Below are 23,860 nucleotides of genomic sequence, written 5' to 3' on the forward strand. Positions count from 1 at the left end.
GGTGCGGGACGGCGATCCGATTAGGCGTGCCCGGGGTCCCCGAGCCCGGCCCGGTGGGCGATGACGGCCAGCGCGGTCCGGTCCCGGGCGTCCAGCTTGGTCAGCAGGCGGCTCACGTAGGTGCGGGCGGTGGCCGGGCTGATGAACAGCGCGCGGCCGATCTCGTCGTTGCTCTCGCCCAGCCCGACCCGGGCGAGCACGGCCCGTTCCCGGTCGGTGAGCACGGCCAGCCGAGGGTCCGGCGGTGGCAGCCGGGGAACGGCGGCGAGCTGTTCCATCACCCGGCGGGTGATGGTGGGCGAGAGCAGGTTCCCACCGGCCACGGCGGTGTGCACCGCTCGCCGCAGGTCGTCCGAGCCGGTGTCCTTGAGCAGGTACCCGGCGGCACCGAGGCGGACCGCCTCGACGATGTCCTCGTCGTCGTCGAAGGTGGTGAGGATCAGCACGCGGGTCCCGGTCAGCGTCTCGTCGGCGCGGATCGCGGCGGTGGCCGCCAACCCGTCCAGGATCGGCATCCGGATGTCCATCAGCACCACGTCCGGCCGCAACCGGCGGGCCAGGTGCAGTCCGGTGCGGCCGTCGGCGGCCTCCCCGACGACGTTGATCTGCGGATCGGACTCCAGCAGGGTACGGATTCCGGCGCGGACCAGGTCCTGGTCGTCGACCACGAGCACGGTCGTCACGGCGTACCCGCCAGCGGCAGTTCGGCGCGTACGGCGAAACCGGTGGCCCGGTGCTCGGCGGTGAGTGAGCCGCCCAGGCTCTGCGCCCGTTCCCGCATTCCGGCGATGCCGTGCCCGCCGCCGGTGGCCTGCTCGGTGGTCGGCCGGTCCGCGCCGGAGTCGGTGACCGACACGGTCACCTGCTGTTCGTCCTGCGCGACCAGGATCTCCACCCGGCTGCCCGCCGAGTGCCGGACCACGTTGGTGACCGCCTCCTGGATGATCCGGTACGCGGCGGCCTCCACCGGTGCCGGCAGTGCGGAGCGCAGGTCGACCCGCACGTCGACGTCGAACCCGGCGGCACCGGCCGCCCCGGTCACCGCGTCGAGGTGCGCCAGCGAAACCACCGTCCGGGGCGGCTCGTCGTCGCGGCGCAGCAGCGCCACCGTGCGCCGCAGGTCGTCCATGCTCCGGCGGGCGGTGGCGCGGATCAGCTCCAGGGCCGACCGGGCGGCCTCCTCGTCGCGGCCCAACGCCTCCCGGGCCACGTCGGCGTGCAACGCGATCACCGAGGTGGTGTGACCGAGCGAGTCGTGCAGGTCCCGGGCGACCGCGATCCGCTCAGCCTGCACACGGGCGTCCGCCTCCTGCCGGTAACGCTCCTCGGTCAACTCGGCGATCCGTCGCGCGTCGACCTGCACGGTCCGCCGGGACCGCAGGCTGTCGCCGAGCGCGATCGCCGCGCCCATCAGCAGGACGTGACCGGCCAGCTCGTAGCCGACGACGAAGGAGAAGTTCTGTCCCTCGGCGAGGCGGACGACCACGGACACGACGACCACCACCACGGCACCGGTGATCGAGGCGGCGAGGCGGCCCTGCTCGGCGGCGGAGAAGAGGGCGGCGGCGACCGGCACGGCCAGACCGACCGCCGGGTAACCGGCGGCGTAGTAGGCGAACAGGCCGAGCACCGTGACGGCGAGCACCACCACCGGGTAGCGGCGGCGGGCCAGCATCAGCGCGCCGAGACCGACCGCCCACAGGTACGCGATCCGGTCCGGCTCCTGCCGGCCGCCCTCGTTGGCGGTGATCACCACCGAGACGACGGCGGTGACGCCCACGCCGAGGAGCGCGTCGGTGAGCCAGGGCCGGACCCGGCGTACCGCAGGCTGGCTCGGCTGACCGCTCACCGGCCCAGCGTACGGCGCGGATGGGCGGCGTCGGAGTCGTCGGATGGCGACGTCCGGGGTCGCCTCCCGACGTACCGCGATCGGGTCCGTCTGCGGATGGCGGGCGGCCCGGCCGTCCCTAGCGTTGCCGGCATGACCACCACCTCCCCGCACCGCTCCGCACTCGGCCTGCCGCTGCTCGCCCTGGTCGGGTTGGCGCTGCTCGGGCTGCCCCGGGTGGTGCTGCACGACCTGGGCCTGGTGCACGAGCGCACCTTCGTCAACCTGCTGCTGGTGGTCGTACCGCCGGTCGTGTGGATCACGGTGGCGTTGGTGCGGCGGGTACCCAACCCGTTCCTGACCCTGCTCGTGGTCGGTCTCTGCCACGGCGTCCTGCTGGCGGTCGCCCACCAACTCCTCTGGGACGTCGCCTTCGACGAACCGCCGACGCTCGGCGGCAACCTCACCGGCCTGGCCCCGGGTGCCCAGACGGTCGTCGTCCGGTTCTCCGCCACCATCAGCAGCGTCTTCACCGGCGTCATCGTGGGCGTGGTGACCGGCCTCGTCGCCTGGGCGATGAGTCGGGTACGCCCCTGACCGGTGCGGATCGGCGGATCTCCACACCGGGCCCGTCGCCGGGCGACGGTCTGGGCGAGGATGGGGTCATGATGCGGGCGCCGGGCGGACTGTTGCTGGATTTCGGGGGCGTGCTGGCGGACGCACCGGGGAACGGGTGGGCGTCGCCGGAGGTCGTCCGGCGGATGTCCGAAGTGATCGACGGTGCCCTGCCGGACGAGCGGATCGCGGCCGACCTCACCTCGGGCGCGCGGGCGTACGGGCGGTGGCGGGACGAGACCGGTGTCTCGGCCGAGCCGGTCGAGTTGACGCACGGCCAGGTGTGGGCGGACTTCGTCACCCACACCTGGCCCGAACCGGCCCGGGCCGCCGTCGCGCGGCAGGCCACCCCGCTGGCGTACGCGTCGACGTGGCGCACCGAGTGGCAGGTCCGGCCCGGCATCCCCGAGGCGTTGACGGCGGCTGCCGAGGCGGGCGTGCCGATGGCCGTGGTCAGCAACGCGCTCTGCGGTGCCGCCCACCGTGACTTCCTGGCCGCCGCCGGGCTGTCCGGCCGGTTCGTCGCCGAGTTCTACAGCGACGAGACGGGGCTGCGGAAGCCGAACCCGCGCTTCGCCGAGTTGGCCGCCGACGCCATCGGCGTACCGGTGAACCGGTGTTGGTTCGTCGGCGACAGCCTGCACCGGGACGTGGCCTGCGCCCGGCGGGCCGGTGTCGGGGCGGCGGTCCTGATGCGCTCGCCGCGCACCGACCGCGAGCCCGACGCGCCCGAGTTGGCACCGGACGCCTGGATCGAGGACGGTCACGGGCTACTCGACCTGCTGCGCGGCAGCGGCGACGCGGGATTCTAGCCAGCGCTGCACCGGGTGCCGCCTCCTTGCCGGAACCGTCGTCGTCGCCTTCCGTCCCGGCCTACCGTCCGGGGGGAGCGGTCGGTGATCGAGGGCGAGGAGCGGGGCCTTGTTCGATGACGTGCGGCAGATCGACGCGGGTGTGCTGAACGTGGGCTACGTCGACGCCGGACCGCCGGACGGGCCGGTCGTCCTGCTGCTGCACGGCTGGCCGTACGACATCCACAGCTTCGCCGACGTGGTGCCGCTGCTCACCGACGCCGGTCACCGGGTGCTCGTGCCACATCTGCGCGGCTACGGCACGACAAGCTTCCGCTCGCCCGACGCCGTCCGCAACGGCGAACCGGCGGCCATGGCCTGCGACGCGGTCGCCTTCCTGGACGCCCTCGACGTGCCGCAGGCGACGGTGGCCGGGTTCGACTGGGGTGCCCGCACCGCCGACATCCTGGCCGTCCTCTGGCCGGACCGCTGTGCCGGGCTGGTCGCGGTCAGCGGCTACCTGATCGACGGCCAGGAGTCGGGCAAGGCACCCTTGCCCCCCGAGGCTGAGCACGCCTGGTGGTACCAGTTCTACTTCGCCACCGACCGGGGCCGTCAGGGGTACGAACGCAATCTGCGGGACTTCGCCAAGCTGATCTGGCGGACGGCGTCCCCGCAGTGGGACTTCGACGATGCGACGTTCGACCGGAGCGCGGCCTCCCTCGACAACCCCGACCACGTCGACATCGTGATCCACAACTACCGCTGGCGGATGGGCCTGGCCGACGGCGAGCCGCAGTACGCCGACCTGGAGGACCGACTGGCCGACAAGCCCGCCGTCACGGTGCCCACCATCAGCCTCGAAGGCGACGCCAACGGCGCACCCCACCTGGAACCCGGGGTGTACGCCAAGCAGTTCACCGGCCCGTACGAGCACCGCACGATCAGCGGCGGCATCGGGCACAACCTGCCGCAGGAAGCGCCGAGGGCCTTCGCTGACGCGATCATTCAGGTGACGTCGCTGACCTGATGCTCCGCTGGTCCGGCTGGGCTGGCGTTGCCGACCTGCGGCCCGGTCGTTGCCGTCCAGGTCAGGGACGCTTGGCCTCGATGACGAACGCGCGCCAGGCGGACGGGTTGAAGACGAGCGCCGGACCGGTCACGTCCTTGCTGTCCCGCACGCCGACGACGTCGGGCAGGTTGGCGGCGACCTCGACGCACTCACCGCTGCCGCTGCGGGTGGACTTGCGCCAGTCTGCGCCAGTCAGATCGTGGACCATGACTCCATCACTTCCTTCATCAGCAGCTCTGACTGTCCCTTCGGGAGGGCTACGCTACGGACGCTCTCCCACCTCGTGAGCAGCGTAGCGATTTCCTCGTCCCTGTCGATGGTCGTGCCGCCGACATGGTTCTCCAGGTGTCCGAGCCAATCACCATCGGCGCCTCGGGCCAGAGTGAGCGGGCTGATGAGCCCCACATGCACGCTCACCTCGGCCGGAATCAGATGCACCAGCACGCCACCACGCTTGACGCATTCGAGCAGGTGACCGATCTGCTGAGTCATGATGCCTCGGAAACCCTCGTCGGCCCGGTGCAGCGTGGTCTCCTCGATCACCGCGACGAGGATCGGCGGGTCCGGTCGGGTCAGGATCGCCTGCCGATCCATTCGTACCGCCAACCGCCGTTCGACCTCTTCGTCGCTGAGCATGTCGTCGGACTGGATCACCGCGCGGGCGTAGTGCTCGGTCTGGAGCAGGCCGGGGATCAGCGTCGGGTGGTAGCAGCGCAACTGCCGCGCGCTCCGCTCGGCGTCCAGCCAGGGGCGTAGCCAGTTCGGCTGGCCGTGCAGCTCGGCGATGCGCAGCAGCCCCGACAGCAGGCCGTCGCTGTTCAACACCTCGTCGGCCCGCTTGAGGAAGAGCCGGTCGAACGGCCGTTGCCCCAGCTCGATCGCGGAGATCTGCGAGCCGGAGAAGTGCACCAACTTGCCGAAATCCTCCTGGGTCAGGTCGGCGGAGAGTCGCAGCCTGCGCAACTGTGCCCGGATCAGTTCGGAGGTCGGCTCGGATTCCACGCTGCCTCCACGAATTCTCGGTCGCTCAGATGGATGCCCGGCCCGGCGTCACCATCGCCACAGCCGGTGTCGATGCTGTCCGACAGTAGTCGTCCGGTCAGCAGACTGTCACCCGGCGGCCCTGCTCCCATCCACCGGGGACGGGGTGGGACTGCACCGGGGCCGTCCCGACACCTCCCCGTGCCGGGGCGGCCCCACCCGACGTCCGGCCGCCCGAGGCCGTGGTGTCGGCGGCTCCACCGATGTCCGGCTCTCCGATGCCGTGGCGTCGGCGACCAGTTCCGACGTTCGGCAGCCCCGGTGCCGTGGTCGGCAACCCTTTCCGCCCGACATGCCGTGGGGCGGTCTCATCCGGAGGCGGAGGTCGAGATGTCCCACCCGAAGTCGTACCCGGTGCCGCGTCGTGGCCCGGCGGCCGAGCGGCCCCGGCAGCACCCGATGTCCGGCCCGCAGCATCTGCCGCTGCGCCCGCTCTGGCTGTGTCGGGCCTGCGGGCACTCGTGGCCCTGCGCCGAGGCGCGGTTGCTGCTCCGTGTCGAGTACGACGACCGCTGGCTCGACCTGGCCGTCTACCTGTCCGGGCTGTACTTCGAGGCGACACACGACCTGTTCCGGCTCGACCCGGACGGCGGGCCGACGCCGCCTGAGCTGTTCGCCCGGTTCGTGGCCTGGGGGCCGTACCGTCGCTCGGCGGTCGACCCGCCGCGCGCCTGCACCGGCCGCTGCCGCCTGCCCGCCGAGTCGCCGGACGGATGACGTCTGCCACGTTCGGCGATCGCGGGGCAGACCGGTGAATGCGACCGGTGCCAGACTCCCAGGTGTTAGGAGGGGACCCCTGCTATACCGCAGACGTTAATAAGGTGCCCTTCCGTGCTGGCAGCCTTTTACACCGGCAGCCTTACCCGCAGCTTCGAGGAGTGAGCAGTGCGCTGGCGCAGTTACGTCGCGGTCGGGGACAGCTTCACCGAGGGTCTGGACGACGCCTACCCGGACGGCACGTTCCGGGGCTGGGCCGACCTGGTGGCCACCCGGCTGGCCGCCGAGGCCGGGCCCGAGTTCCGGTACGCCAACCTGGCCATCCGTGGCCGACTCTTCCCGCACGTGGTGGCCGAACAGGTGCCGTCCGCGCTGGCGATGAAGCCCGACCTGATCAGCTTCGCCGCCGGTGGCAACGACGTGCTGCGGCGCAACTTCGACCCGGCCGCGCTGGTCGGCCGCTTCGACTCGGTCGTCGGCGAACTGCGCTCGGGCGGTGCCGACGTGGTGCTGTTCCGGTTCGCCGACGTGATGGCCCGACTGCCGGGGCAGCGGCTGATCGCACCCCGGATCGAGTTGCTCAACCGTGCCGTCGGGGAGACCGCCGAACGGCACGGCGCGATCCTGGTCGACCTGTACGCCGACGACACGTACCTCAACCCGCTGCTCTGGAGCACCGACCGGCTGCACCTGTCGCCGGCCGGACACCGCCGGGTCGCCGCCCAGGTGCTCGGTGCGCTGGGCGTCGGCTGTGACGAGGAGTGGCTGCTCGTACCGCCGAGGCCGACGCCGAGCCCGTGGCTGGCCGCCCGTACCGCCGACCTGCGCTGGGCCGGTCAACACCTGGCGCCCTGGCTCAAGCGTCGCCTCACCGGCCGCTCCTCCGGCGACACCCGCACCGCGAAACGCCCCACCCTCAGCCCTCTCCCCGACTGACCCGGGCGCTCCAGGCGGTGCCGCCGCTCGCTGCACGTTGTAAGGAGGGGTCCCCTGCTATACCGGAGGCGTTAGCAGGGGACCCCTCCTTACACACAACCCCGCGCGGACGCGGCTGCTCGGCGTACCTTGGGGCTCATGTCTGTGCCCAGTGATCCCGATCCCCGACTCCAGTCGTACGCGGACCCGCAGCGACTGGTGACCACCGAATGGCTGGCGGAGCACCTCGGCGACGAGGGTCTCGTCGTGGTCGAGTCCGACGAGGACGTGCTGCTCTACGACACCGGCCACATCCCCGGCGCCGTGAAGGTCGACTGGCACCTGGAGCTGAACGACCAGGTGACCCGCGACTACCTGGACGCCGAGCGGTTCGCCGAGTTGTGCGCGGCCAAGGGCATCGGTCGTGACGACACGGTCGTCTTCTACGGTGACAACTTCAACTGGTGGGCCGCGTACGCCCTCTGGGTCTTCACCCTCTTCGGTCACCACGACGTGCGGCTGCTCGACGGCGGTCGGCAGAAGTGGATCGCCGAGGGGCGGGAGCTGACCCGGGACAGGCCGGTCCGGCCGAGGGCGGAGTACCCGGTGCCGCAGCGCGACGACGCGCCGGTGCGGGCGTTCCGGGAGGACGTCTCGGCGCACGTCGCCGCCGACCGGCCGCTGGTGGACGTGCGGTCGCCGGGGGAGTACACCGGCGAGATGCTGCACATGCCGGACTATCCGCAGGAGGGCGCGCTGCGCGGCGGGCACATACCGGGTGCGGTGAGCAAGCCGTGGAAGTCCGCCGCCAACGAGGACGGCACGTTCAAGTCGGCCGACGAGTTGCGCACGATCTACGCCGACCAGCTCGGGTTGAGCCCGGACGACGACGTGATCGCGTACTGCCGGATCGGCGAGCGGTCCAGCCACACCTGGTTCGTGCTGCGGCACCTGCTGGGATACCCGCGCGTGCGCAACTACGACGGCTCGTGGACCGAGTGGGGCAACCTGGTCCGGGCTCCCGTCGTCAAGGGCCCCGACCCGAGGTGAGCCGCCCACCGGGATGATCAAGAAGTTTGGTGGCTCCCACCGTCCGATCCTGACCGGAACTTCTTGATCGACTTGGCGATCGGGGTGCCCGCCGCCGGGATCAGTCCGGCGTCGGGTCGCGCAGGTAGCGCTGGATGGTGGGGGCCAGCCAGGCGACCAGTTCGGCGGGCTCGAAGTCGACCATGGGGGGCAGGTGCAGGACGTACCGGGTCAGGGCCACGCCGAGTAGCTGGCTGGCGACCAGGCCGGCTCGGTGGGGGGCTTCCGTCGGGTCGACGACCACCCGGGACACGGCCGTGCCGAGCTGGGTGGCGAAGATGTCGCGTACCCGCTCGGCACCGCTCGGGTTGGTGCTGGCCGTGCGCAGCAGCGCCGGCAGCGTGGTGTCCCCCTCCCAACGGGTGAAGAAGTAACCGACCAGCGTCTCGCCGAGGCGGTCGGCCGGTGTGCCGCTCAGGTCCGGTAGCCGCAGGTCGAACTCGGCCGCCGCCGCGAACAGGCCCTCCTTGCTGCCGTAGTAGCGCATCACCATGGACGGGTCGATGCGCGCGTCGGCGGCGATGGCCCGGATCGTCGCCCGGTCGTAGCCGTCGGCCGCGAAACGCTCGCGGGCGGCCCGCAGGATGGCCGCGCGGGTCGCGTCCGCGTTGCGCGGGCGCCCGCCGGGTGCCGGCTGTTCTTGCGGTACGCCTTCCGTCATGTGCACGACGCTATGCCAACACGTGTTGACTTCTCCGTTCGGGGGCGCCTAGCGTTGCCAACAAGTGTTTGCCAACAGTTGTTGGCAAGCGGATCGGGGGAGGTCGTCATGCTGCCCGGAACCACGGACGTCCTGATCGTCGGAGCCGGTCCGACCGGCCTGACCGCCGCGCTCACGCTGGCTCGCCGGGGAGTCGAGGTCACCCTTATCGATCAGCGGGAGGAACCGGCGGTGACCTCACGGGCGGCGGTCGTGCACGCGTACACGTTGGAGATGCTGGACCGGGTCGGCGCGGGCGCGCCGCTGGTCGCGCGCGGGCTGCCGTCGGCCCGGTTCAGCGCCCGCGACCGGGACCGGGTGCTGGTCACCGTGCCGTTCGACCGGCTGCCCAGCCGCCACCGGTACGCGCTGATGGTGTCCCAGTCGGTCACCGAACAGGTGCTCACCGAACGGCTGACCGAGGCGGGCGGGCGGGTGCTGCGGCCGTACCGGCTGACCGGGCTGCGTCAGGACGCCGACGGCGTGGCGGCGCAGTTCGGTGACGCGATCGTCCGGGCGCGCTGGGTCGTCGGTGCCGACGGCATCCACAGCACCGTCCGCGAGTCGGCCGGCATCCCCTTCACCGGCCCGGACGGGTCGGCGGAGTCGTTCGTCCTGGCCGACGTACGCCTGGACAGCGTGCTGCCCCGCGACGGCGCGTCGGTCTTCCTCGCCCGGGGCGGACCGCTGGTCTGGGCGCCGCTGCCCGACGACCGGGTGCGGCTGGTCGCCACCGTGACCGACCCGCCCGCCGAGCCGGACCTGCCCTACCTGCAACGACTGCTCGACGAGCGCGGTCTGCGCCGTCGGCCGGACCAGGTCCGGGAGGTCCTCTGGTCCTCGCGCTTCCGGCTGCACCGACGGGTCGCGGAGACCTTCCGCACGGGTCGGGTACTACTCGCCGGGGACGCCGGGCACGTGCACAGCCCGGCCGGTGGGCAGGGCATGAACCTCGGCATCTGCGACGCCGTCGACCTCGGCGAGACCCTGTCGGCGGTGCTGGGCGGGGAGCCCGACTCCCTGCTGGACGAGTACGCGGCCCGGCGTCGCCCCCTCGCCCACGAGGTGGCCGGCTTCGCCGACCGGCTGACCCGGCTCGCCACCGTGCCGTCCGCCGCACGTCCCGCCCGGGACGCGCTGCTGCGCCTGCTCGCGGCGCTGCCACCGGTCCGCCGCCGGATCGCCCTACGGCTGTCCGGACTCAGCCAACGCGCGTCCGATAGGGTGGCGCACCCGGCGAGGTCTCGCTGAGGAATCGGGCACGCGGATGTCGGCCGGCACCGGTACGGTGGGCGCCGACATCCGGGAGCGGGGAGCGGACAAGGCGTGGACCGTACCTTCCAGGTGGACCTGCGTGGCCTGGTCGACCTGCTCAGTCATCACCTCTACGGCAGCCCACGGGTCTACGTCCGTGAGCTGATGCAGAATGCGGTGGACGCGATCACCGCGCGCCGGGCCGCCGAGCCGGACGCACCGGCCCTGGTGCGGATCGAGCCGCCCGAGCTGACCGGCGACGGCACCCTGCGGGTGCACGACACCGGCATCGGGCTGACCGAGGCGCAGGTGCACGAGCTGCTGGCCACCATCGGCCGCAGCTCCAAACGGGACGAGCTGGGCTTCTCCCGCCACGAGTTCCTCGGCCAGTTCGGCATCGGGCTGCTCTCGTGTTTCCTCGTGGCCGACGAGATCCGGGTGGTCACCCGCAACGGCGACCATCCCACCGTGCTCTGGACCGGCTACGCCGACGGCCGCTACGCGGTGCGCCTGGCCCCGCCGCAGGAGGCCCGCGCCGAGGTCGGCACCACGGTCACCCTGGTGCCGCGTCAGGACGCCGACCAGTGGTACGCCACCGCCACCGTCACCGAGTTGGCCCGCCTCTACGGCAGCCTGCTGCCGGTGACCGTCCGGGTCGGCAGCGTGGTGACCACCACCGGGGAACCGCCCTGGCCGACCAGCCCGGGGGTGCCCGTGGACCGGGCCGCCCTGATCGCGTACGCCCGCGAGACGCTCGGCGTCGATCCGTTCGACGTGGTGCCGCTGCGGGTGCCGGAGGCCGGGCTGACCGGAGTGGCTTTCATCCTGCCCACGGCGGTGAATCCGGCCGCCCGCGCGGGCCACCGGGTCTACCTCAAGCGGATGCTGCTCACCGAGCACGCCGACGGACTGCTGCCGGACTGGGCCTTCTTCGCGCACTGCGTGGTCGACACCAGCGAGCTGCGGCCCACCGCCAGCCGCGAGGCGCTCTACGAGGACTCGCTGCTCACCAGCACCCGTGAGTCGCTCGGCACGCAGATCCGTGGCTGGCTGGTCCGGCTCGCCAAGCACCAGCCGCACCGGTTGGCCGAGTTCCTCCAGGTGCACCACCTCGGTGTCAAGGCGCTCGCCCTGCACGACGACGAGATGCTCAACCTGGTCGACCAGTGGTGGCCGATGGACACCAACGTCGGCACGCTCACCCTGGCCGAGTTCCGGCAGCGCTACGGCCTGGTCCGGTACGCCGCCAGCCTGGACGAGTTCCGCCAGCTCGCGGCCGTCGCCGCCGCACAGGACCTGGCCGTGGTCAACGGCGGCTACACGTACGACAGCGAGCTGATCGAGCGACTGCCCACCGTGGACCGTACGGTGCTCATCGAACGGCTCGAACCGAGCGACCTGACCACCCGGTTCCACGCCCTCGAACCGCACGTCGAGTTGGCGCTGCGGCCGTTCCTCACCGCCGCCGGCCGGGCCCTGGAACGGCTCGGGTGCGAGGTGCTGATCCGCGCCTACGATCCGGCCTCGCTCCCGGCGCTCTACCTGCTCAGCCGCTCGGCCGCGTTCACCGACCAGCTCGCGGCCAGCCGGGACAAGGCCGACGAGCTGTGGGGCGGCGTACTCGACGCGTTGGCCGCCTCCGCCCCGGCGGACCGCCCGCAGCTCGTGCTCAACCACCGCAACCCGCTGGTACGCCGGATCACCGCACTCGGTGACCCGGAGCTGGTCGGGCTCGCCGTCGAGGCGCTCTACGGGCAGGCGTTGCTGCTCGGGCACCACCCCATCCGCGCGGCGGACGCCGCCCTGCTCAACAGTTCCTTCCTCGGCCTGCTGGGTCGGGCCGTCCCTGGACAGGAGTGAGACGTCGTGGCCGACGAGGACCTGTGGCGCATGCTGCACCAGACCAGCGAGATGCCGTACGGCATCGGGCAGGTCGCCGCGCTGGAGCAGTTGCTGCGCCGGGCGGACGCCGCTGACGACCGGCACCTCGCCTTCGCGGTCCGCAGCCAGGGCATCAGCACGTACATCTACGGCGGCGAGCCGGCCAAGTCGTTCGTCGTCTTCGCCTGGTGCCTGGCCGAGTTCGACAAGGACCCGCAGCCCTACCACCAGCGGTACGCCCAGCACCTGCTCTGGCACTTCAAGCACATGGTCAACGGGATGCTGAGCTTCCCCGAGGTGCCGTTGGACCGCACCCACGCGGTGCTCGACGACATGGAGCGGCGCTACCGCGAGGGCGGGCACAGCCTCCAGGCCGTCTACAAGTACCGCTACCGGGTCGCCGACCACCTCGGCGACCGGGAGCAGGCCGAGGAGTGGTACCGCAAGTGGCTGACCACGCCCCGCGACCAGCTCTCCGACTGCGCGGGCTGTGACCCGACCACGCAGGTCAACCACCTGAGCCGCACCGGCCGCCACGACGAGGCCGTGGCGCTCGCCGAGCCGGTGTTGAGCGGACGGCTGAGCTGCACCGAGCAGCCGCAGGGAATCCTCACCGCGTTGCTTCCGGCGTACCTGCACAGCGGGCGGCGCGACGAGGCGCGCAACGCGCACCGGGAGGCGTACCGACGGCACCGGGGCAGCATCGCCGACCTGTGGGACGTCAGCGAGCACATCGAGTTCTGCACGCTGACCGGCAACGACGCGCGGGCGCTGGAGATCGTCGAGCGGCACCTGGACTGGCTGGACCGGGCTCCCTCGCCGGGTGCCGCGATGCACTTCGCCGCGTCGGCCGCCGCCGCGCTGCGCCAGGTGGACGACCAGACGCTGACCGTGCACCGCCGTGCCTTCGGGGAGCGGCCCGCCGCCGAGGTGACGCTGGGTGCGCTCGCCGCCGAGCTGACCGAGACGGCGACCGCGCTCGCCGTCCGCTTCGACGCCCGCAACGGCAACAGCAACCAGTCCGAGGGCATCGCCCGGCGACTGGCCGTGACGCCGGTCGGTGACCATCTGCCCCTCTCGGCGAGCCTGCGGCGTCGTGCCGTGTCGCCGGGCCCGCGTCCCGCGCTCGACGGTGTCGACACGTCTGCGGCGGGCTCCGCCCCGGCCGGCGACGCCAAGGTGCCCGCCCCGCGCCGGTCGGCGGAGTTCGTCGTACCGGCCGAGGCCGACACGGAGGAGTTGCTGGATCTGGCCGAGCAGCGGTGGGCCGCCCACGATCGGGCGGGGCTGCGTACGGTGTTGGCCGCGTTCGACGAGCGATTCGGCACCGTGGAGCTGACGCCGCGCCAGCACGCCCGCCGACTGGAGCTGCGCGCCGCCGAGCTGATCGACGTCAACGACGTCGCCGGATCGCTGACCGCCAACCGGGTGGCGATGGCGGCGTACGAGGAGTTGCCCGACCTCACTCGCGCCCAGGTCGTCGCCAGCCGGATCGGTGTGCTGCTCGACGAGGGGGACGGGCCCAGCGAGGAAGGGTTCGCTCTGGTCAGTGCCGCTGCGGAGTTCCTCGACGTGCACGGTGACGACCGGCAGCGGTCCGCCGCCTTCGACCGGCTCGCGGTGGCGCTGGGCAACCGGGAACGCTGGACGGAGGCGCTGGCGGCGTCCGAGCGGGCCGCCGCTGCCACCACGGACCGGTTCCTGAGTGCCCGGATCGCGCTGCATCGGGTGCGCATCCTGGAACACCTCGACGACCAGGAGGAGTTCCTGCCCGGCGTGGAGCGGGCCCGCGTGCTCGCCCGCGAGGCGGGCGCGGACGACATGATCGTCGCCAGCGCGCTGGCGTACGCGGGTGCCGCCGACGATCCGGTCGAGGCGGTCGCCGCCTGCGACGAGGCGATGTCCCATGCCACCGAGCCGTCGTTCCTGGCGGTGCGTGTCGCGCGCGCCCGTGCGCTGGTGGCGGCTCGGCGGGCCGACGATGCGGTGGAGGACTACACCGAGGCGGTGGCGCTCTGCGTCGAGCGGGGCGAGGCCGGTGACGCCTACCTGCGGTGGGAGCTGGCAAACGCGTACCGCCTGGCCGGGCGGCTCGGTGAGGCGGCCGAGGTGGCCGAGGAGGCGGTGGCCGGTCTGGACCGGCTCGGTCACCAGGCGGACGCCGACGCGGCCCGACACCTGCTGGCCGGGATCTACCAGGGGCTCGGCGAGATCGACGCGGCACTGACGCTGCTCGACCGGCTCGCCGAGAACCTCGACGGGCCGGACAATCTCCCGCACCGGGCGCAGGTGTTCGAGGACGCCGGGGACATCCTCTACCAGGCCGACCGGGATGCGGCGGCGGGGCAGAAGTTCGCGGCCGCCGCCTCGGCGTACCAGCTCGCCGGACAACACCTCGACGAACTGCGGGCCCGTCGTCGGGAGGCCTCGGCGTACCTCTGGGCCGCGGAGACGGCCAGTGCGTTGCGCGCGGTCGAGACGACCGACCGGCTCGCCGGTGAGCTGACCGCCGGAGCCGCCGACGAGCCGCCGGTGATCTACGAGGTGTCGCTGGCCGCCGAGACGGCGGCGCGGGTGCTGGCTGCGGACGACCGGGAGGACGAGGCGCTGGACCGGCTGGCCGGGGTCGCGCACCGACTGCGGTCCGTGGAGGCGTTCGGCGAGGCGGCACAGGTGGAGATCCTCACCGGCGAGTTGCTGCTGCGGCAGGGCCGACCGGCCGAGGCGGAGCCGGTGCTGCGCGAGGTCCTGGGCGGTCTGCCGACCGGGTCGAGGCCGACGGCCCAGGCCGCCTGGCTGCTCGCCCGCGCGCTGGACGAGCTGGGTCGCTCGGCGGAGGCGACCGACCTGCGCAAGCAGCACGACCTGGATCACGACCACTGACGACCTGGGGATTCGTGGGCCTTTCCCGGTAATCGGACTGACGGGTAACCAAGGGCCCCCGTCTCTTTCCCGGTGGGTCTACGCTGACCCGGTGACGGTGGAGCAGCAGGCCCGGGGCGGGAGCAGCGGGGCCACGGGGTCGGGGCGGCGCCGGTCCCGCAAGGACGAGATTCTGGAGATCGCGGTGGGGCTGTTCGCCTCCCGCGGCTACCACGGCGTGTCGATGGACGACATCGGCGCCGCCGCCGGGGTGACCGGCCCGGCGCTTTACCACCACTTCGCCGGCAAGGAGGCGATGCTGGTCGCCGCGCTCGTGCCGGTGAGTGAGGGCTTGCTGGAGGGCGGTCGGCAGCGGTCCGCCGCGCATCCCGGCGACCCGCGGGCGGTCCTGGAGTCGCTGATCGACTTCCACGTCGACTTCGCGTTGGCCAACCCGGCCGTCATCGCGTTGCACCTGCACGAGCTGGACCGGTTGCCCGAGGAGCCACGGCGGCGTATCCGGCGACTCCAGCGCCTCTATGTCGAGGAGTGGGTCATCGTGCTGACCGCGCTGCACCCGGGCCTGCCGGCGGGCGAGGCACGGGTGTTGGCGCACGCCGCCTTCGGTCTGATGAACTCCACGCCGTTCCTCGGTGGCGAGGTCGACCGTCGACGTCGGGCCGAACTGCTGCGTGCCGCGACCCTGGCCGCCCTGCTCGCCCCGACCGACCCGCCGGCAGCTTGAGTGTTAGGAAGGGTCCCCTGCTATACCGCAGGCGTTAGCAGGGGACCCTTCCTTACATGCAGGCTGCCGTGGTTGGCTTGCCCGCGTCCCACAAAATGGAACGCGGAGGAAGCATGATCGAGTCGTTGCTGGTCGCCAACCGAGGTGAGATAGCCCGCCGGATCATCCGTACCGCCAAGCGGCTCGGGGTACGCGCGATCACGGTGCACTCGGAGGCCGACACCGACCTGCCGTTCGTCACCGAAGCCGACCAGGCGATCTGTGTCGGACCGGCCAACCCGGCGCAGAGCTACCGCAACGCCGAAGCGATCCTGGCCGCCGCCGAGTCGACCGGTGCGCAGGCGATCCACCCCGGCTACGGCTTCCTGTCGGAGAACGCCGACTTCGCCCGTGCGGTCGAGGCGGCCGGTCTGATCTGGGTCGGACCCGACGCGGACGCGATCAGCGCGATGGGCGACAAGATCAATGCGCGGAACCTGATGACTGCGGCCGGTGTGCCGGTGGCACCCGGCACCACCGAACCGGCGGCGGACCTGCCGGCGGCGCGCGCCGCGGCGGCCGAGATCGGCTACCCGGTGATGGTGAAGGCCGCCGCGGGCGGTGGCGGCATGGGCATGGGCGTCGCCGTCGACGAGGCCGCGCTGGACAGCGAGTACGACAAGGTGCGCGCGTTCGCCGAGCGGATGTTCGGCGACGGCTCGGTGCTGATCGAGCGCTACTTCCCCCGGGTACGTCATGTCGAGGTGCAGATCCTCGGGCTGGCCGACGGCCGGGTGGTGGCGTTGGGCGAGCGCGAGTGCTCGGTGCAGCGCCGCAACCAGAAGCTGGTCGAGGAGTCGCCGTCACCGGCGGTCTCGCCGGAACTGCGTACCCGCCTGTTGGCGGCGGCGGTCCGGGCCGGTGAGGCGGTCACGTACCGCAACGCGGGCACGGTGGAGTGTCTGCTCGACCCCACCTCCGAAGAATTCTTCTTCCTGGAGATGAACACCCGGCTTCAGGTGGAGCACCCGGTCACCGAGCTGGTCTACGGCCTGGACCTGGTCGAGGAGCAGCTCCGGGTGGCCGCCGGGTTGACGCCGACCTTCGACCCGGACGCGTTGACGCCGCGCGGGCACGCCATCGAGCTGCGGATCAACGCCGAGGACCCGAAGCGCTTTCTGCCCGGCCCGGGAGTGGTGCAGACCTGGGTGGAGCCGACCGGTGCCGGAGTACGCGTCGACTCCGGCTACGTCGCCGGCAACACCGTGACCCCGTTCTACGACAGCCTGATGGCCAAGCTCGTGGTCGACGCGCCCACCCGTGCCGAGGCGATCGACCGGGCCCGTGCGGCGGTGGCCGGATTCGCGCTGGCCGGTCCCAAGAACAACCTGCCGTTCTTCGCCGAGTTGCTGGAGAACCCGGAGTTCGTCTCCGGCGACTACGACACCGGCATCGTCTCCCGGATGCGCTGACCCCGCCAGGTCCCGAGGTGCCCGCCGCGACGCCCGGGGCGGGCACCTCGGGACCGTGGCGATCACCGCCCGACGTGACATGCTTGGGTGGTCAGCGACAGGTGAGTGTCACAGTGAGGTGATGCCGAGATGGCGGAGCTGCCGACGTCCGTGTCGATCCGCGAGGTCGGGCCGCGAGACGGGCTACAGAACGAGGAGCCGATCCCGACCGAGGCCAAGGTACGCCTGCTCGACGCACTCTCCCGCACCGGCGTACGGCGGATCGAGGCGGTGTCGTTCGTGCACCCCCGGGCGATCCCGCAGATGGCCGACGCCGACGAGGTGTGGCAGCGGGCGGCGAAGGTCGACGGGGTCCGCTACTCGGCGCTGGTGCCGAACACCCGAGGCGCGCAGCGCGCCCTGGCCGCCGGCTTCACCGAGATCGAGGTGGTCGTCTCGGCCAGCGACACGCACAACCGCCGCAACGTCAACCGGGGCACCGACGAGTCGTTGGACGACATCGCCGAGCTGATCGACCTGCTGCACCAGGCCGGAGCCACCGCCGAGGTGATCATCGCGACCAGCTTCGGTTGCCCCTACGAGGGGGACGTCGACCCGGCCCGCGTCGCCGCCATCGTCGACCGCGTGGTCCGCGACGGCGCCGACCGCGTCGCGTTCGGCGACACCACCGGCATGGGTACGCCCCGACGGGTCCGTGACCTCGTCACCGCCGTACGCGACCGCGACGCGGACGTGCCGGTGCTGCTGCACTTCCACAACACCCGGGGTACGGCGTTGGCCAACCTGCTGACCGCCCTGGAACTGGGTGTGACGGAGTTCGACGCCAGCGTGGGTGGCCTGGGTGGCTGCCCCTACGCGCCCGGCGCCAGCGGCAACCTGGCCACCGAGGAGGCGGTGCACATGCTGCACGACATGGGCGTCGACACCGGCATCGACCTGGACGCCCTGATCGAGGTGGCCGAGCTGGCCGAGGAACTGACCGGTCGACGCCTGCCCTCCGGGGTGCTGCGCGCCGGTCCGCGTACCCGGCTGACCCCGTCCCCGACCTGACCCGGCTACTGGGACCACCAGGTCGGTTGGCGTGACCACCGGTGCCCGCGCAGGGTCTCCAGCAGCGCCGGGTCGAGCTGCTGCCCGTCGCTGACCGCGAGGTTGCGCTCGACGTGAGTGACCCGGCGCATGCCGGGGATGACGGTGGCGACCCGAGGTTCGGCGAGGATGAACCGCAGCGCCGCCTCCGGCATCGGCATCCCGCTCGGCAGGTCCCCGCGCAACTCCTCGGCCCGCGCGACACTCGCGGCGAGGTTCTCCGGCACGAAGTACGAGTTGCGCCAGTCTCCGTCCGGCCAGGTCGTCTCCGTCGTCAACGTGCCGGTCAGGGTGCCCTCGTCGAACGGCACCCGGGCGATGACCGCCACGTCGTGTTCCGCCGCCGCCGGGAAGAGGTCGTCCTCGGGCGCCTGGTCGAAGATGTTGTAGATCACCTGGACCGCGTCGACCAGCCCGGTGGCCAACGCGCGGACGCCGTTCCAGGACTCCCAGCGGTTGACCGAGACGCCGATGCCGCCGATCAGGCCCTGCTCACGCAACCCGGTGAGGGTTCGCTGCCAGCGCGGGTCGTCCGCCCAGGAGTCCTCCCAGACGTGCAACTGCAACAGGTCGATGGCGTCCAGGCCGAGGTTGCCGAGACTCGTGTGGACGTACTCCTCGATGTGCTCGGGCGGGAAGACGTCGTCCAGGGTGGACTCACGGGTCGACGGCCAGCGCATGTCCTTCGGCGGCACCTTGGTGGCGACGTACAGCCGGGTGTCCGGGTTGGCGCGTACCAGCTCGCCCAGCACCCGTTCGCTGTGCCCGCGCCCGTACACCCAGGCGGTGTCGAAGAAGTTGCAGCCCAGGTCCACGGCGCGCTGGAGGGCCGCGACCTTCTCGTCGTCCTCGACGCCGGTCCAACCGTGCAGACCACCGCCGACGCCCCACATGCCGTACGAGACCTCACTGACCTGCCAGCACAGTCGGCCGAACCTGCGGTAGCGCATGTGTCACCTCTCCGGTGCCCGAGGGGGTTGAGGGGGTGTGTCGTCGCCCCACACGCGTACCGCCTGCTGATGGTCGGAGCCGGGCGACGCGAAGGAACGCACGATCTCGGCGGATACACCGACCGGCGGCCGGACCAGACCGGCCGTCCAGCGCGGTTCGGCGCCCCGGGCGCGCTTGGCGCCGTACGTGCCGGCGCCGAGGTGGACCAGGCCCAGGCCGCGCTCCGCCGCCAGCTCCCGTGGTCGGTACACGCTGAGGTTGAAGTACGAGTAGGGCGCGGCCCCCTCGGCGAACCCGGCGGCGCGGACGTACACCCCGTCGGGCCACAGGTAGTTGAGGCTGAACCCGACCACGGTGTCGCCCGTGTACTCCAGGAGCACGTGGCTGTACGCGTCGAGCGACGGCACCTGCGAGGCGAAGTAGGCGTGCATGTCGGCGTCCGTGTCCGGGCCGCCGTACTTGCGTTGCGTCGCGCCGAGCAGCGGGGCGATCACGTCCACGCAGGCGGAGAGCGGCACCGTCTCGACCCGGTCCACGGCGGCCTCGTACCGGCGGCGTTCCCGCCGCCACTCGCGGCGTCCGGCCGTCGCGGCGGAGCCCTCGCCGACGTGCACCGGCAGCACCGCCTCGGCGGACAGCGGCGCGGCCACCGGCGGCGGACCGTCCGGGCCGACCGCCCGCGTCCAGGCGGCGAGGTACGCCTCGACGTTCGCCACCGGGGTGTAGAGCAGCGCGACGCTGGCCGCGCCGAGCCGCGCCGCCAACGCCTCGACCTCGGTGAAGAGGGCGGTCAGCACGGCGTCGCGCCGGTCGGCGGTGAGATCGTCGGCGATCGCCACCGCACCGTGGTAGCCGGCCCGCGAACCCACCAGCAGCACCGGCAGGAACGCCGCGTGCTCCTCGGGCGACAGCGACCGCCCGAGGTTCTCCTCGGCCATGTGGCTCGGGCTGTAGGCCAGGTTCATCGACGGCACGCTCGCGCCGTGCCACAGGTAGGTGGCCACCGCCGCCAGCGTGGTGCCCGCCGCGTCCTGCACGACGAGGTAGGTGGTGTCGAACGACCTGTCGGTCTCCGACCAGGCCACCCACGGGTAGCCGAGGTAGAAGCCGTCACCGGCGGCGAGACCGTTCCACACGTCCTCGCCGATCTCGGTGACCGAACGTCGGGTGGTGACCGACAGGTCGTCCATCAACTCCCCTGGCTGACGCCGTCGTCGAACAGTTCCAGAGCCACCAGGTCGTCGTAGGTCTCCCGGCGGCGGATCAACGTCACCTGGTCGCCGTGCACCAGCACCTCGGCGGGCCGCTGCTGGCTGTTGTAGTTGCTGGTCATCGTCATGCCGTACGCCCCGGCGGTGAAGATCGCGAAGTGCGCGCCGGGCTCCAGCTCGGGCAGCGAGCGACCCCGCGCCAGGTAGTCGCTGGACTCGCAGATCGGGCCCACCACGTCGTACGAGGTCAGCCCGGCCAGGCCGGAGACGTCCCGGGAGACCGGCGTGGCGTCCGCCGGGGGCTGGACCGGCCACATGAAGTGGTAACTGTCGTACATCGCCGCCCGGGCCAGGTGCGTCATGCCCGCGTCGAGCACCACGAGCTGCCGCTCACCGGCCTGCTTGAGGTAGCGGACGGTGCTGACCAGCACACCGGCGTTGGCGGCGATCGTCCGACCCGGCTCGAAGATGACCTGACCGCCGAGCCGGGCGAACCCGGTCAGCCGGGGGATGATCGCCTCGGCGAAGTCGTCCCAGCTCGGCGCGGTGCGGTCGACGTACTCGGCGGGGAAACCACCGCCCAGGTTGAGCGTGGTGATGCGGTGCCCGGCCTGTTCGAGCTGGGCCACCAGGGCCAGCAGCCGATCGAGGGCGGTGGCGTACACCTGCGGGTCGAAGATCGGGCTGCCCAGGTGGACGTGGAAGCCCTCGATGCGCAGCGCCTCGTCGGTGGCGGCCTTCGTGAACAGCGCCCCGGCGCGGTCGATGTCCACGCCGAACTTGCCGCCCCGGGTCCCGGTGGTCGTCCGTGCCGGGGTCCGGTCGTCCGGTGCCACGTCCGGGTTGACGCGGATCGCCAGCCGGGGACGCTTGCCCTCCTGGCGGGCGATCCGGGACAGCAGCTCGACCTCGGCCTCGGACTCGACGTTGATGCAGCGGATGTTGCGGACGACCGCCTCGCGCAGCTCCGCCTCCGACTTGCCGACCCCGGCGAGCACGGTGCGCTCCGGGTCTACGCCCGCCAGCATCGCCCGGTGCAGTTCGCCGCCGCTGACCGCGTCGACACCGGCGCCCTCCCGACCGAGCAGGCGGAGCAGGTGCACGTTGCTCAGCGCCTTCGCCGAGAAACAGACCAGCGGGTTGACCGCGTCGAACGCCTTCGCGAAGCGACGGTAGTGGTCGATCAGGGTGCTCGCCGAATAGACGTAGGTGGGTGTGCCGAAACGCTCGGCCACCGAGGTCAGCGGGACCCCTTCACAGTGCAGCGTGCCGTCGCGATAGGTGAACTCGTCCATCTGTTCCTCATTCAGGAGATCAGCGCACAGGATATCCGTCCACTCAACGAAGATCGGCCCCTACCTGTGCTTGTAGAGAGCGTCCTGTTCGAGGGCACGAATGCGCTGGTAATCCTCCTCCAGACGGCTCGGATCGTCGGCGATCAGATAGAGGTGGCCGGGCGAGGTGAACAGGTCGACGGTCCGGTGCACCGGCGTGTCCGGCAGCAGGTTCAACGCCGACCCGCACAACACCGAGGGAAGCTCGGCCAGGCGGTCGGCGGCACCGTCGGCGATCAGACCGTCGTACGGGGCCACCAGGCAGACCACCATGAGGGCGCGGTGGCGGCGGTAGCCGGTGCCGAGACGGCGACGGAAGCGCTCAGGAGCGGCGTACCGCTCCACGGTCAGCGAGAGCTGGCTCTCCCCGGTCGCCTGCCTCGGCCCGTCCGGCGTGACGCCCCCTTCGAGGCGAGCACCGGACTCGATCAGCACCGGCCCCCGGTCGTCGACGAAGAGTTCGGTGTGCGCTGGCCCGTCGTGCACGCCGAGCGCGTCCAGGACCCGCTCGACGAAGATCTGCACCCGGTCCTGGATCTCGCCCGCGCCGTCCAGCAGGACCTGCCGGTCGTACACCGGCCGCCCGTCGACGAAGATCCGGTCGTCGCGCCAGATCTCGTGGACGTGGTGCCGGCCGTCGAGGCTCACGCTGTTGACGAAGTACTGCTGGCCGACCAACTGCTCCTGCACCAGCAGCGAGTCGTTGACCTGGGCCATCGCGTTGGCCGAGCCGAGCAGTTTGCCCGCCGCCGACCGGGCCTCGGCGCCGTCCGCGCAGAAGTGCACCCCTTCGGAACCGGCGCTGGCGGCGGGCTTGACCACGACCGGGAGCACCCGCGTCGCGGCCAGCCACTCGTCGAGTTCCTCGATGCTGCGGACCTGGGTGCCCAGCGGCACCCGCAGGCCGGCGCGGGCGGCGGCGGCCATCATCGCCGGCTTCTGCCGCCGGGGCCGGTCATCGGTCCGGGAGTTGCCCGGCAGCCCCAGCTCGGCGGCGAGGTCGTCGGCCAGGTCGACGCCCCACTCGCAGCCCGGGATCACGTGGCCCGGCCGCAGCGGTACGAGCCGGTCGGCGAGCTGCCGGAGGGCCGCCGGACCCTCGCCGGACGCGGTCAGCACGTCGACGAACTGCTCCCGGCGCAGCCCGGCGGCGTAGCGCTCGTTGATCGTGCCGGTGAGGACGGCGACGCAGCGCCGACCGTGCCGGGCGAACTCGGGTGCCAGGAGCGCGCCGGTGGAGAACGGGTCGACGATCACGATGGTCTCGTCGGTGTCGGCGGTGGTCGTGTCGACGCTGTGGCCGGGGACTCCGTGCGGGGGTGCCGCGACCACCTCGGTCACGAACGACGCCCGGTACGGACGCAGGTCCAGCCCGACGGCGGGACTCAGCACGTCCAGCCGCATCGGCAGCGGGTCCGTCCAGGTGGCCGCCCGGTCGGGCGGTCGGGCGTAGCAGAGGCTCAGCACCGGGTCGGCGAGCCGGTCGGTACGCAGCACCAACTCGGCCTCGTCGCAGCCGTCGTCGTCCGGGTCGAGGTGGTGCAGCGGGACCGGTACGAACCCGAGGCGGCTCTTGAAGCTGAACAGCCCCGCCTGCGCGATGTGGCCGTACAGGGTCGGGTCGGTGCCGAGCGAGATCCACGGGAGTCCGCGCCGGGCGCTCTCCTCGAACGCGGCCACGTAGAGCGCGCGGCTGATCATCCCTCGTCGGGCCTGTGGCCGGGCGGCCGAGAAGGCCACCCGCAGCGCCTCGGGCGTGACCCGGCACATCACCGCGCCGACCAGTTCACCGGCGGACCGGGCGGTGACGAGTACGAAGTCGGCGAGCCCGGCCTCGGTGGCGGTGACCGCGTGTGCGGCGGGCAGGCCGTACGGCATGGTGGCGATCTGCGCGTCGTAGACGTCGAGGAACTCGTCGAACAGGACCGGGTCGATCCGGTCGTGCACCTCGACGTCGAGCCCCGCCGACTCGACGTACCGCAGCGCGTGGCGGACGTTCTGCCGTTCCGCCTTCGGCAGGGCGGCCAGGAAGTCCGCCGTCCGCTCCGGCGTACGCCGCCCCCAGGTCACCCAGCGTGGCTTGAGTCGGAAACCCGACGCCGTCAGATCCGCCCACCGGTCCCGGGCCGGATCGGTGACGATCACCAGGTCGACGTCGTCGACACCGACCCAGGCCCGGTCGAGCGCCTCCTCGGTGGACATCTCCCACCTGCGGACGCCGTAGTAGTCGCTCCCCCCGAAACCGGACACGCGTCCCCCCTCGCTGCTGCTGCGGATCCCGGCCCGGTGGTGCCCGGCGACTGGTGACTCAGCC

Annotated in this window: 21 protein-coding genes; 12 read left to right on the top strand and 9 right to left on the bottom strand. The window is 72.1% G+C overall.

Features of this window, described 5'->3' with window-relative positions:
• Positions 1-20 precede the first annotated feature (20 nt).
• Together ACQVFL_RS30445 and ACQVFL_RS30450 are read right to left on the bottom strand one after the other, a co-directional pair.
• Positions 21-683 (bottom strand): response regulator, encoded by a 663-nt coding sequence (locus ACQVFL_RS30445; RefSeq protein ID WP_431728165.1) that lies wholly within the window; start codon positions 681-683, stop codon positions 21-23.
• Complete coding sequence (locus ACQVFL_RS30450; RefSeq protein ID WP_431728166.1) at positions 680-1,849, bottom strand: sensor histidine kinase; 1,170 nt, start codon at positions 1,847-1,849, stop codon at positions 680-682. The genes ACQVFL_RS30445 and ACQVFL_RS30450 overlap by 4 nt, the downstream gene beginning before the upstream one ends.
• Positions 1,850-1,981: 132 nt before the next feature.
• Between ACQVFL_RS30450 and ACQVFL_RS30455 the strand changes: the two genes are divergently transcribed.
• The 3 genes from ACQVFL_RS30455 (at position 1,982) to ACQVFL_RS30465 (ending at position 4,264) form a co-directional block, all read left to right on the top strand.
• Positions 1,982-2,425: a hypothetical protein gene (locus ACQVFL_RS30455; RefSeq protein ID WP_396696387.1), complete on the top strand. Its 444-nt coding sequence runs from the start codon at positions 1,982-1,984 to the stop codon at positions 2,423-2,425.
• Between the two features lie 68 nt (positions 2,426-2,493).
• The gene (locus ACQVFL_RS30460) at positions 2,494-3,255 is read left to right on the top strand and encodes an HAD family hydrolase (RefSeq protein WP_396696389.1); all 762 of its coding nucleotides are present in this window, start codon (positions 2,494-2,496) and stop codon (positions 3,253-3,255) included.
• Positions 3,256-3,364: 109 nt separating this feature from the next.
• Positions 3,365-4,264, top strand: coding sequence for an alpha/beta fold hydrolase (locus ACQVFL_RS30465; RefSeq protein WP_396696391.1), 900 nt, complete (start codon positions 3,365-3,367; stop codon positions 4,262-4,264).
• A gap of 61 nt (positions 4,265-4,325) precedes the next feature.
• Here ACQVFL_RS30465 and ACQVFL_RS30470 read toward each other — a convergent pair whose 3' ends face one another.
• Both ACQVFL_RS30470 and ACQVFL_RS30475 read right to left on the bottom strand, forming a co-directional pair.
• Positions 4,326-4,514, bottom strand: a complete 189-nt coding sequence (locus ACQVFL_RS30470; protein ID WP_431728167.1) for a DUF397 domain-containing protein — start codon at positions 4,512-4,514, stop codon at positions 4,326-4,328.
• A complete protein-coding gene (locus ACQVFL_RS30475; RefSeq protein ID WP_396696395.1) occupies positions 4,499-5,308 on the bottom strand; it encodes a helix-turn-helix transcriptional regulator in 810 nt (269 codons plus the stop codon). Before ACQVFL_RS30475 ends, ACQVFL_RS30470 begins: the two co-directional genes overlap by 16 nt.
• Positions 5,309-5,677: 369 nt before the next feature.
• On the opposite strand from ACQVFL_RS30475, the gene ACQVFL_RS30480 reads away from it, so the two are divergent.
• The 3 genes from ACQVFL_RS30480 to ACQVFL_RS30490 all read left to right on the top strand — a co-directional run bounded on the left by ACQVFL_RS30480 (position 5,678) and on the right by ACQVFL_RS30490 (position 8,029).
• Entirely contained in the window at positions 5,678-6,064 is a 387-nt protein-coding gene (locus ACQVFL_RS30480) for a hypothetical protein (RefSeq protein ID WP_396696397.1), read from the top strand.
• A 168-nt stretch (positions 6,065-6,232) separates the two neighbouring features.
• Positions 6,233-7,000: an SGNH/GDSL hydrolase family protein gene (locus ACQVFL_RS30485; protein ID WP_396696399.1), complete on the top strand. Its 768-nt coding sequence runs from the start codon at positions 6,233-6,235 to the stop codon at positions 6,998-7,000.
• Positions 7,001-7,138: 138 nt separating this feature from the next.
• Positions 7,139-8,029, top strand: coding sequence for a sulfurtransferase (locus ACQVFL_RS30490; protein ID WP_396696401.1), 891 nt, complete (start codon positions 7,139-7,141; stop codon positions 8,027-8,029).
• Positions 8,030-8,129: 100 nt separating this feature from the next.
• On the opposite strand, the gene ACQVFL_RS30495 is transcribed toward ACQVFL_RS30490, so the two are convergent.
• Positions 8,130-8,729 (bottom strand): TetR family transcriptional regulator, encoded by a 600-nt coding sequence (locus ACQVFL_RS30495; RefSeq protein WP_396696403.1) that lies wholly within the window; start codon positions 8,727-8,729, stop codon positions 8,130-8,132.
• A 108-nt stretch (positions 8,730-8,837) separates the two neighbouring features.
• Here ACQVFL_RS30495 and ACQVFL_RS30500 point away from each other — a divergent pair, with 108 nt between their 5' ends.
• The 6 genes from ACQVFL_RS30500 to ACQVFL_RS30525 all read left to right on the top strand — a co-directional run bounded on the left by ACQVFL_RS30500 (position 8,838) and on the right by ACQVFL_RS30525 (position 18,011).
• On the top strand, positions 8,838-10,019 hold the full coding sequence (locus ACQVFL_RS30500) for an FAD-dependent oxidoreductase (protein ID WP_396696405.1): 1,182 nt from the start codon (positions 8,838-8,840) through the stop codon (positions 10,017-10,019).
• A 75-nt stretch (positions 10,020-10,094) separates the two neighbouring features.
• The gene (locus tag ACQVFL_RS30505) at positions 10,095-11,882 is read left to right on the top strand and encodes an HSP90 family protein (RefSeq protein WP_431728168.1); all 1,788 of its coding nucleotides are present in this window, start codon (positions 10,095-10,097) and stop codon (positions 11,880-11,882) included.
• Between the two features lie 6 nt (positions 11,883-11,888).
• Complete coding sequence (locus ACQVFL_RS30510) at positions 11,889-14,786, top strand: hypothetical protein (protein ID WP_431728169.1); 2,898 nt, start codon at positions 11,889-11,891, stop codon at positions 14,784-14,786.
• A 91-nt stretch (positions 14,787-14,877) separates the two neighbouring features.
• Entirely contained in the window at positions 14,878-15,510 is a 633-nt protein-coding gene (locus ACQVFL_RS30515; RefSeq protein ID WP_396696411.1) for a TetR/AcrR family transcriptional regulator, read from the top strand.
• Positions 15,511-15,623: 113 nt separating this feature from the next.
• Positions 15,624-16,961: an acetyl-CoA carboxylase biotin carboxylase subunit gene (locus tag ACQVFL_RS30520; protein WP_431728170.1), complete on the top strand. Its 1,338-nt coding sequence runs from the start codon at positions 15,624-15,626 to the stop codon at positions 16,959-16,961.
• Between the two features lie 129 nt (positions 16,962-17,090).
• Entirely contained in the window at positions 17,091-18,011 is a 921-nt protein-coding gene (locus ACQVFL_RS30525) for a hydroxymethylglutaryl-CoA lyase (RefSeq protein ID WP_396696415.1), read from the top strand.
• A gap of 5 nt (positions 18,012-18,016) precedes the next feature.
• On the opposite strand, the gene ACQVFL_RS30530 is transcribed toward ACQVFL_RS30525, so the two are convergent.
• The 4 genes from ACQVFL_RS30530 to ACQVFL_RS30545 are packed head-to-tail and all read right to left on the bottom strand — an operon-like array spanning position 18,017 to position 23,796.
• Positions 18,017-19,000 (bottom strand): aldo/keto reductase, encoded by a 984-nt coding sequence (locus ACQVFL_RS30530; RefSeq protein ID WP_431728171.1) that lies wholly within the window; start codon positions 18,998-19,000, stop codon positions 18,017-18,019.
• Between the two features lie 3 nt (positions 19,001-19,003).
• Positions 19,004-20,191, bottom strand: a complete 1,188-nt coding sequence (locus tag ACQVFL_RS30535) for a GNAT family N-acetyltransferase (RefSeq protein WP_431728172.1) — start codon at positions 20,189-20,191, stop codon at positions 19,004-19,006.
• Positions 20,191-21,507: a diaminopimelate decarboxylase gene (gene lysA / locus ACQVFL_RS30540; RefSeq protein WP_396696421.1), complete on the bottom strand. Its 1,317-nt coding sequence runs from the start codon at positions 21,505-21,507 to the stop codon at positions 20,191-20,193. The genes ACQVFL_RS30535 and lysA overlap by 1 nt, the downstream gene beginning before the upstream one ends.
• A 60-nt stretch (positions 21,508-21,567) precedes the next feature.
• On the bottom strand, positions 21,568-23,796 hold the full coding sequence (locus ACQVFL_RS30545; RefSeq protein ID WP_431728173.1) for a GNAT family N-acetyltransferase: 2,229 nt from the start codon (positions 23,794-23,796) through the stop codon (positions 21,568-21,570).
• Positions 23,797-23,860 lie beyond the last annotated feature (64 nt).

The organism is Verrucosispora sp. TAA-831 (assembly GCF_050780145.1).
Classification (GTDB): Bacteria; Actinomycetota; Actinomycetes; order Mycobacteriales; family Micromonosporaceae; genus Micromonospora.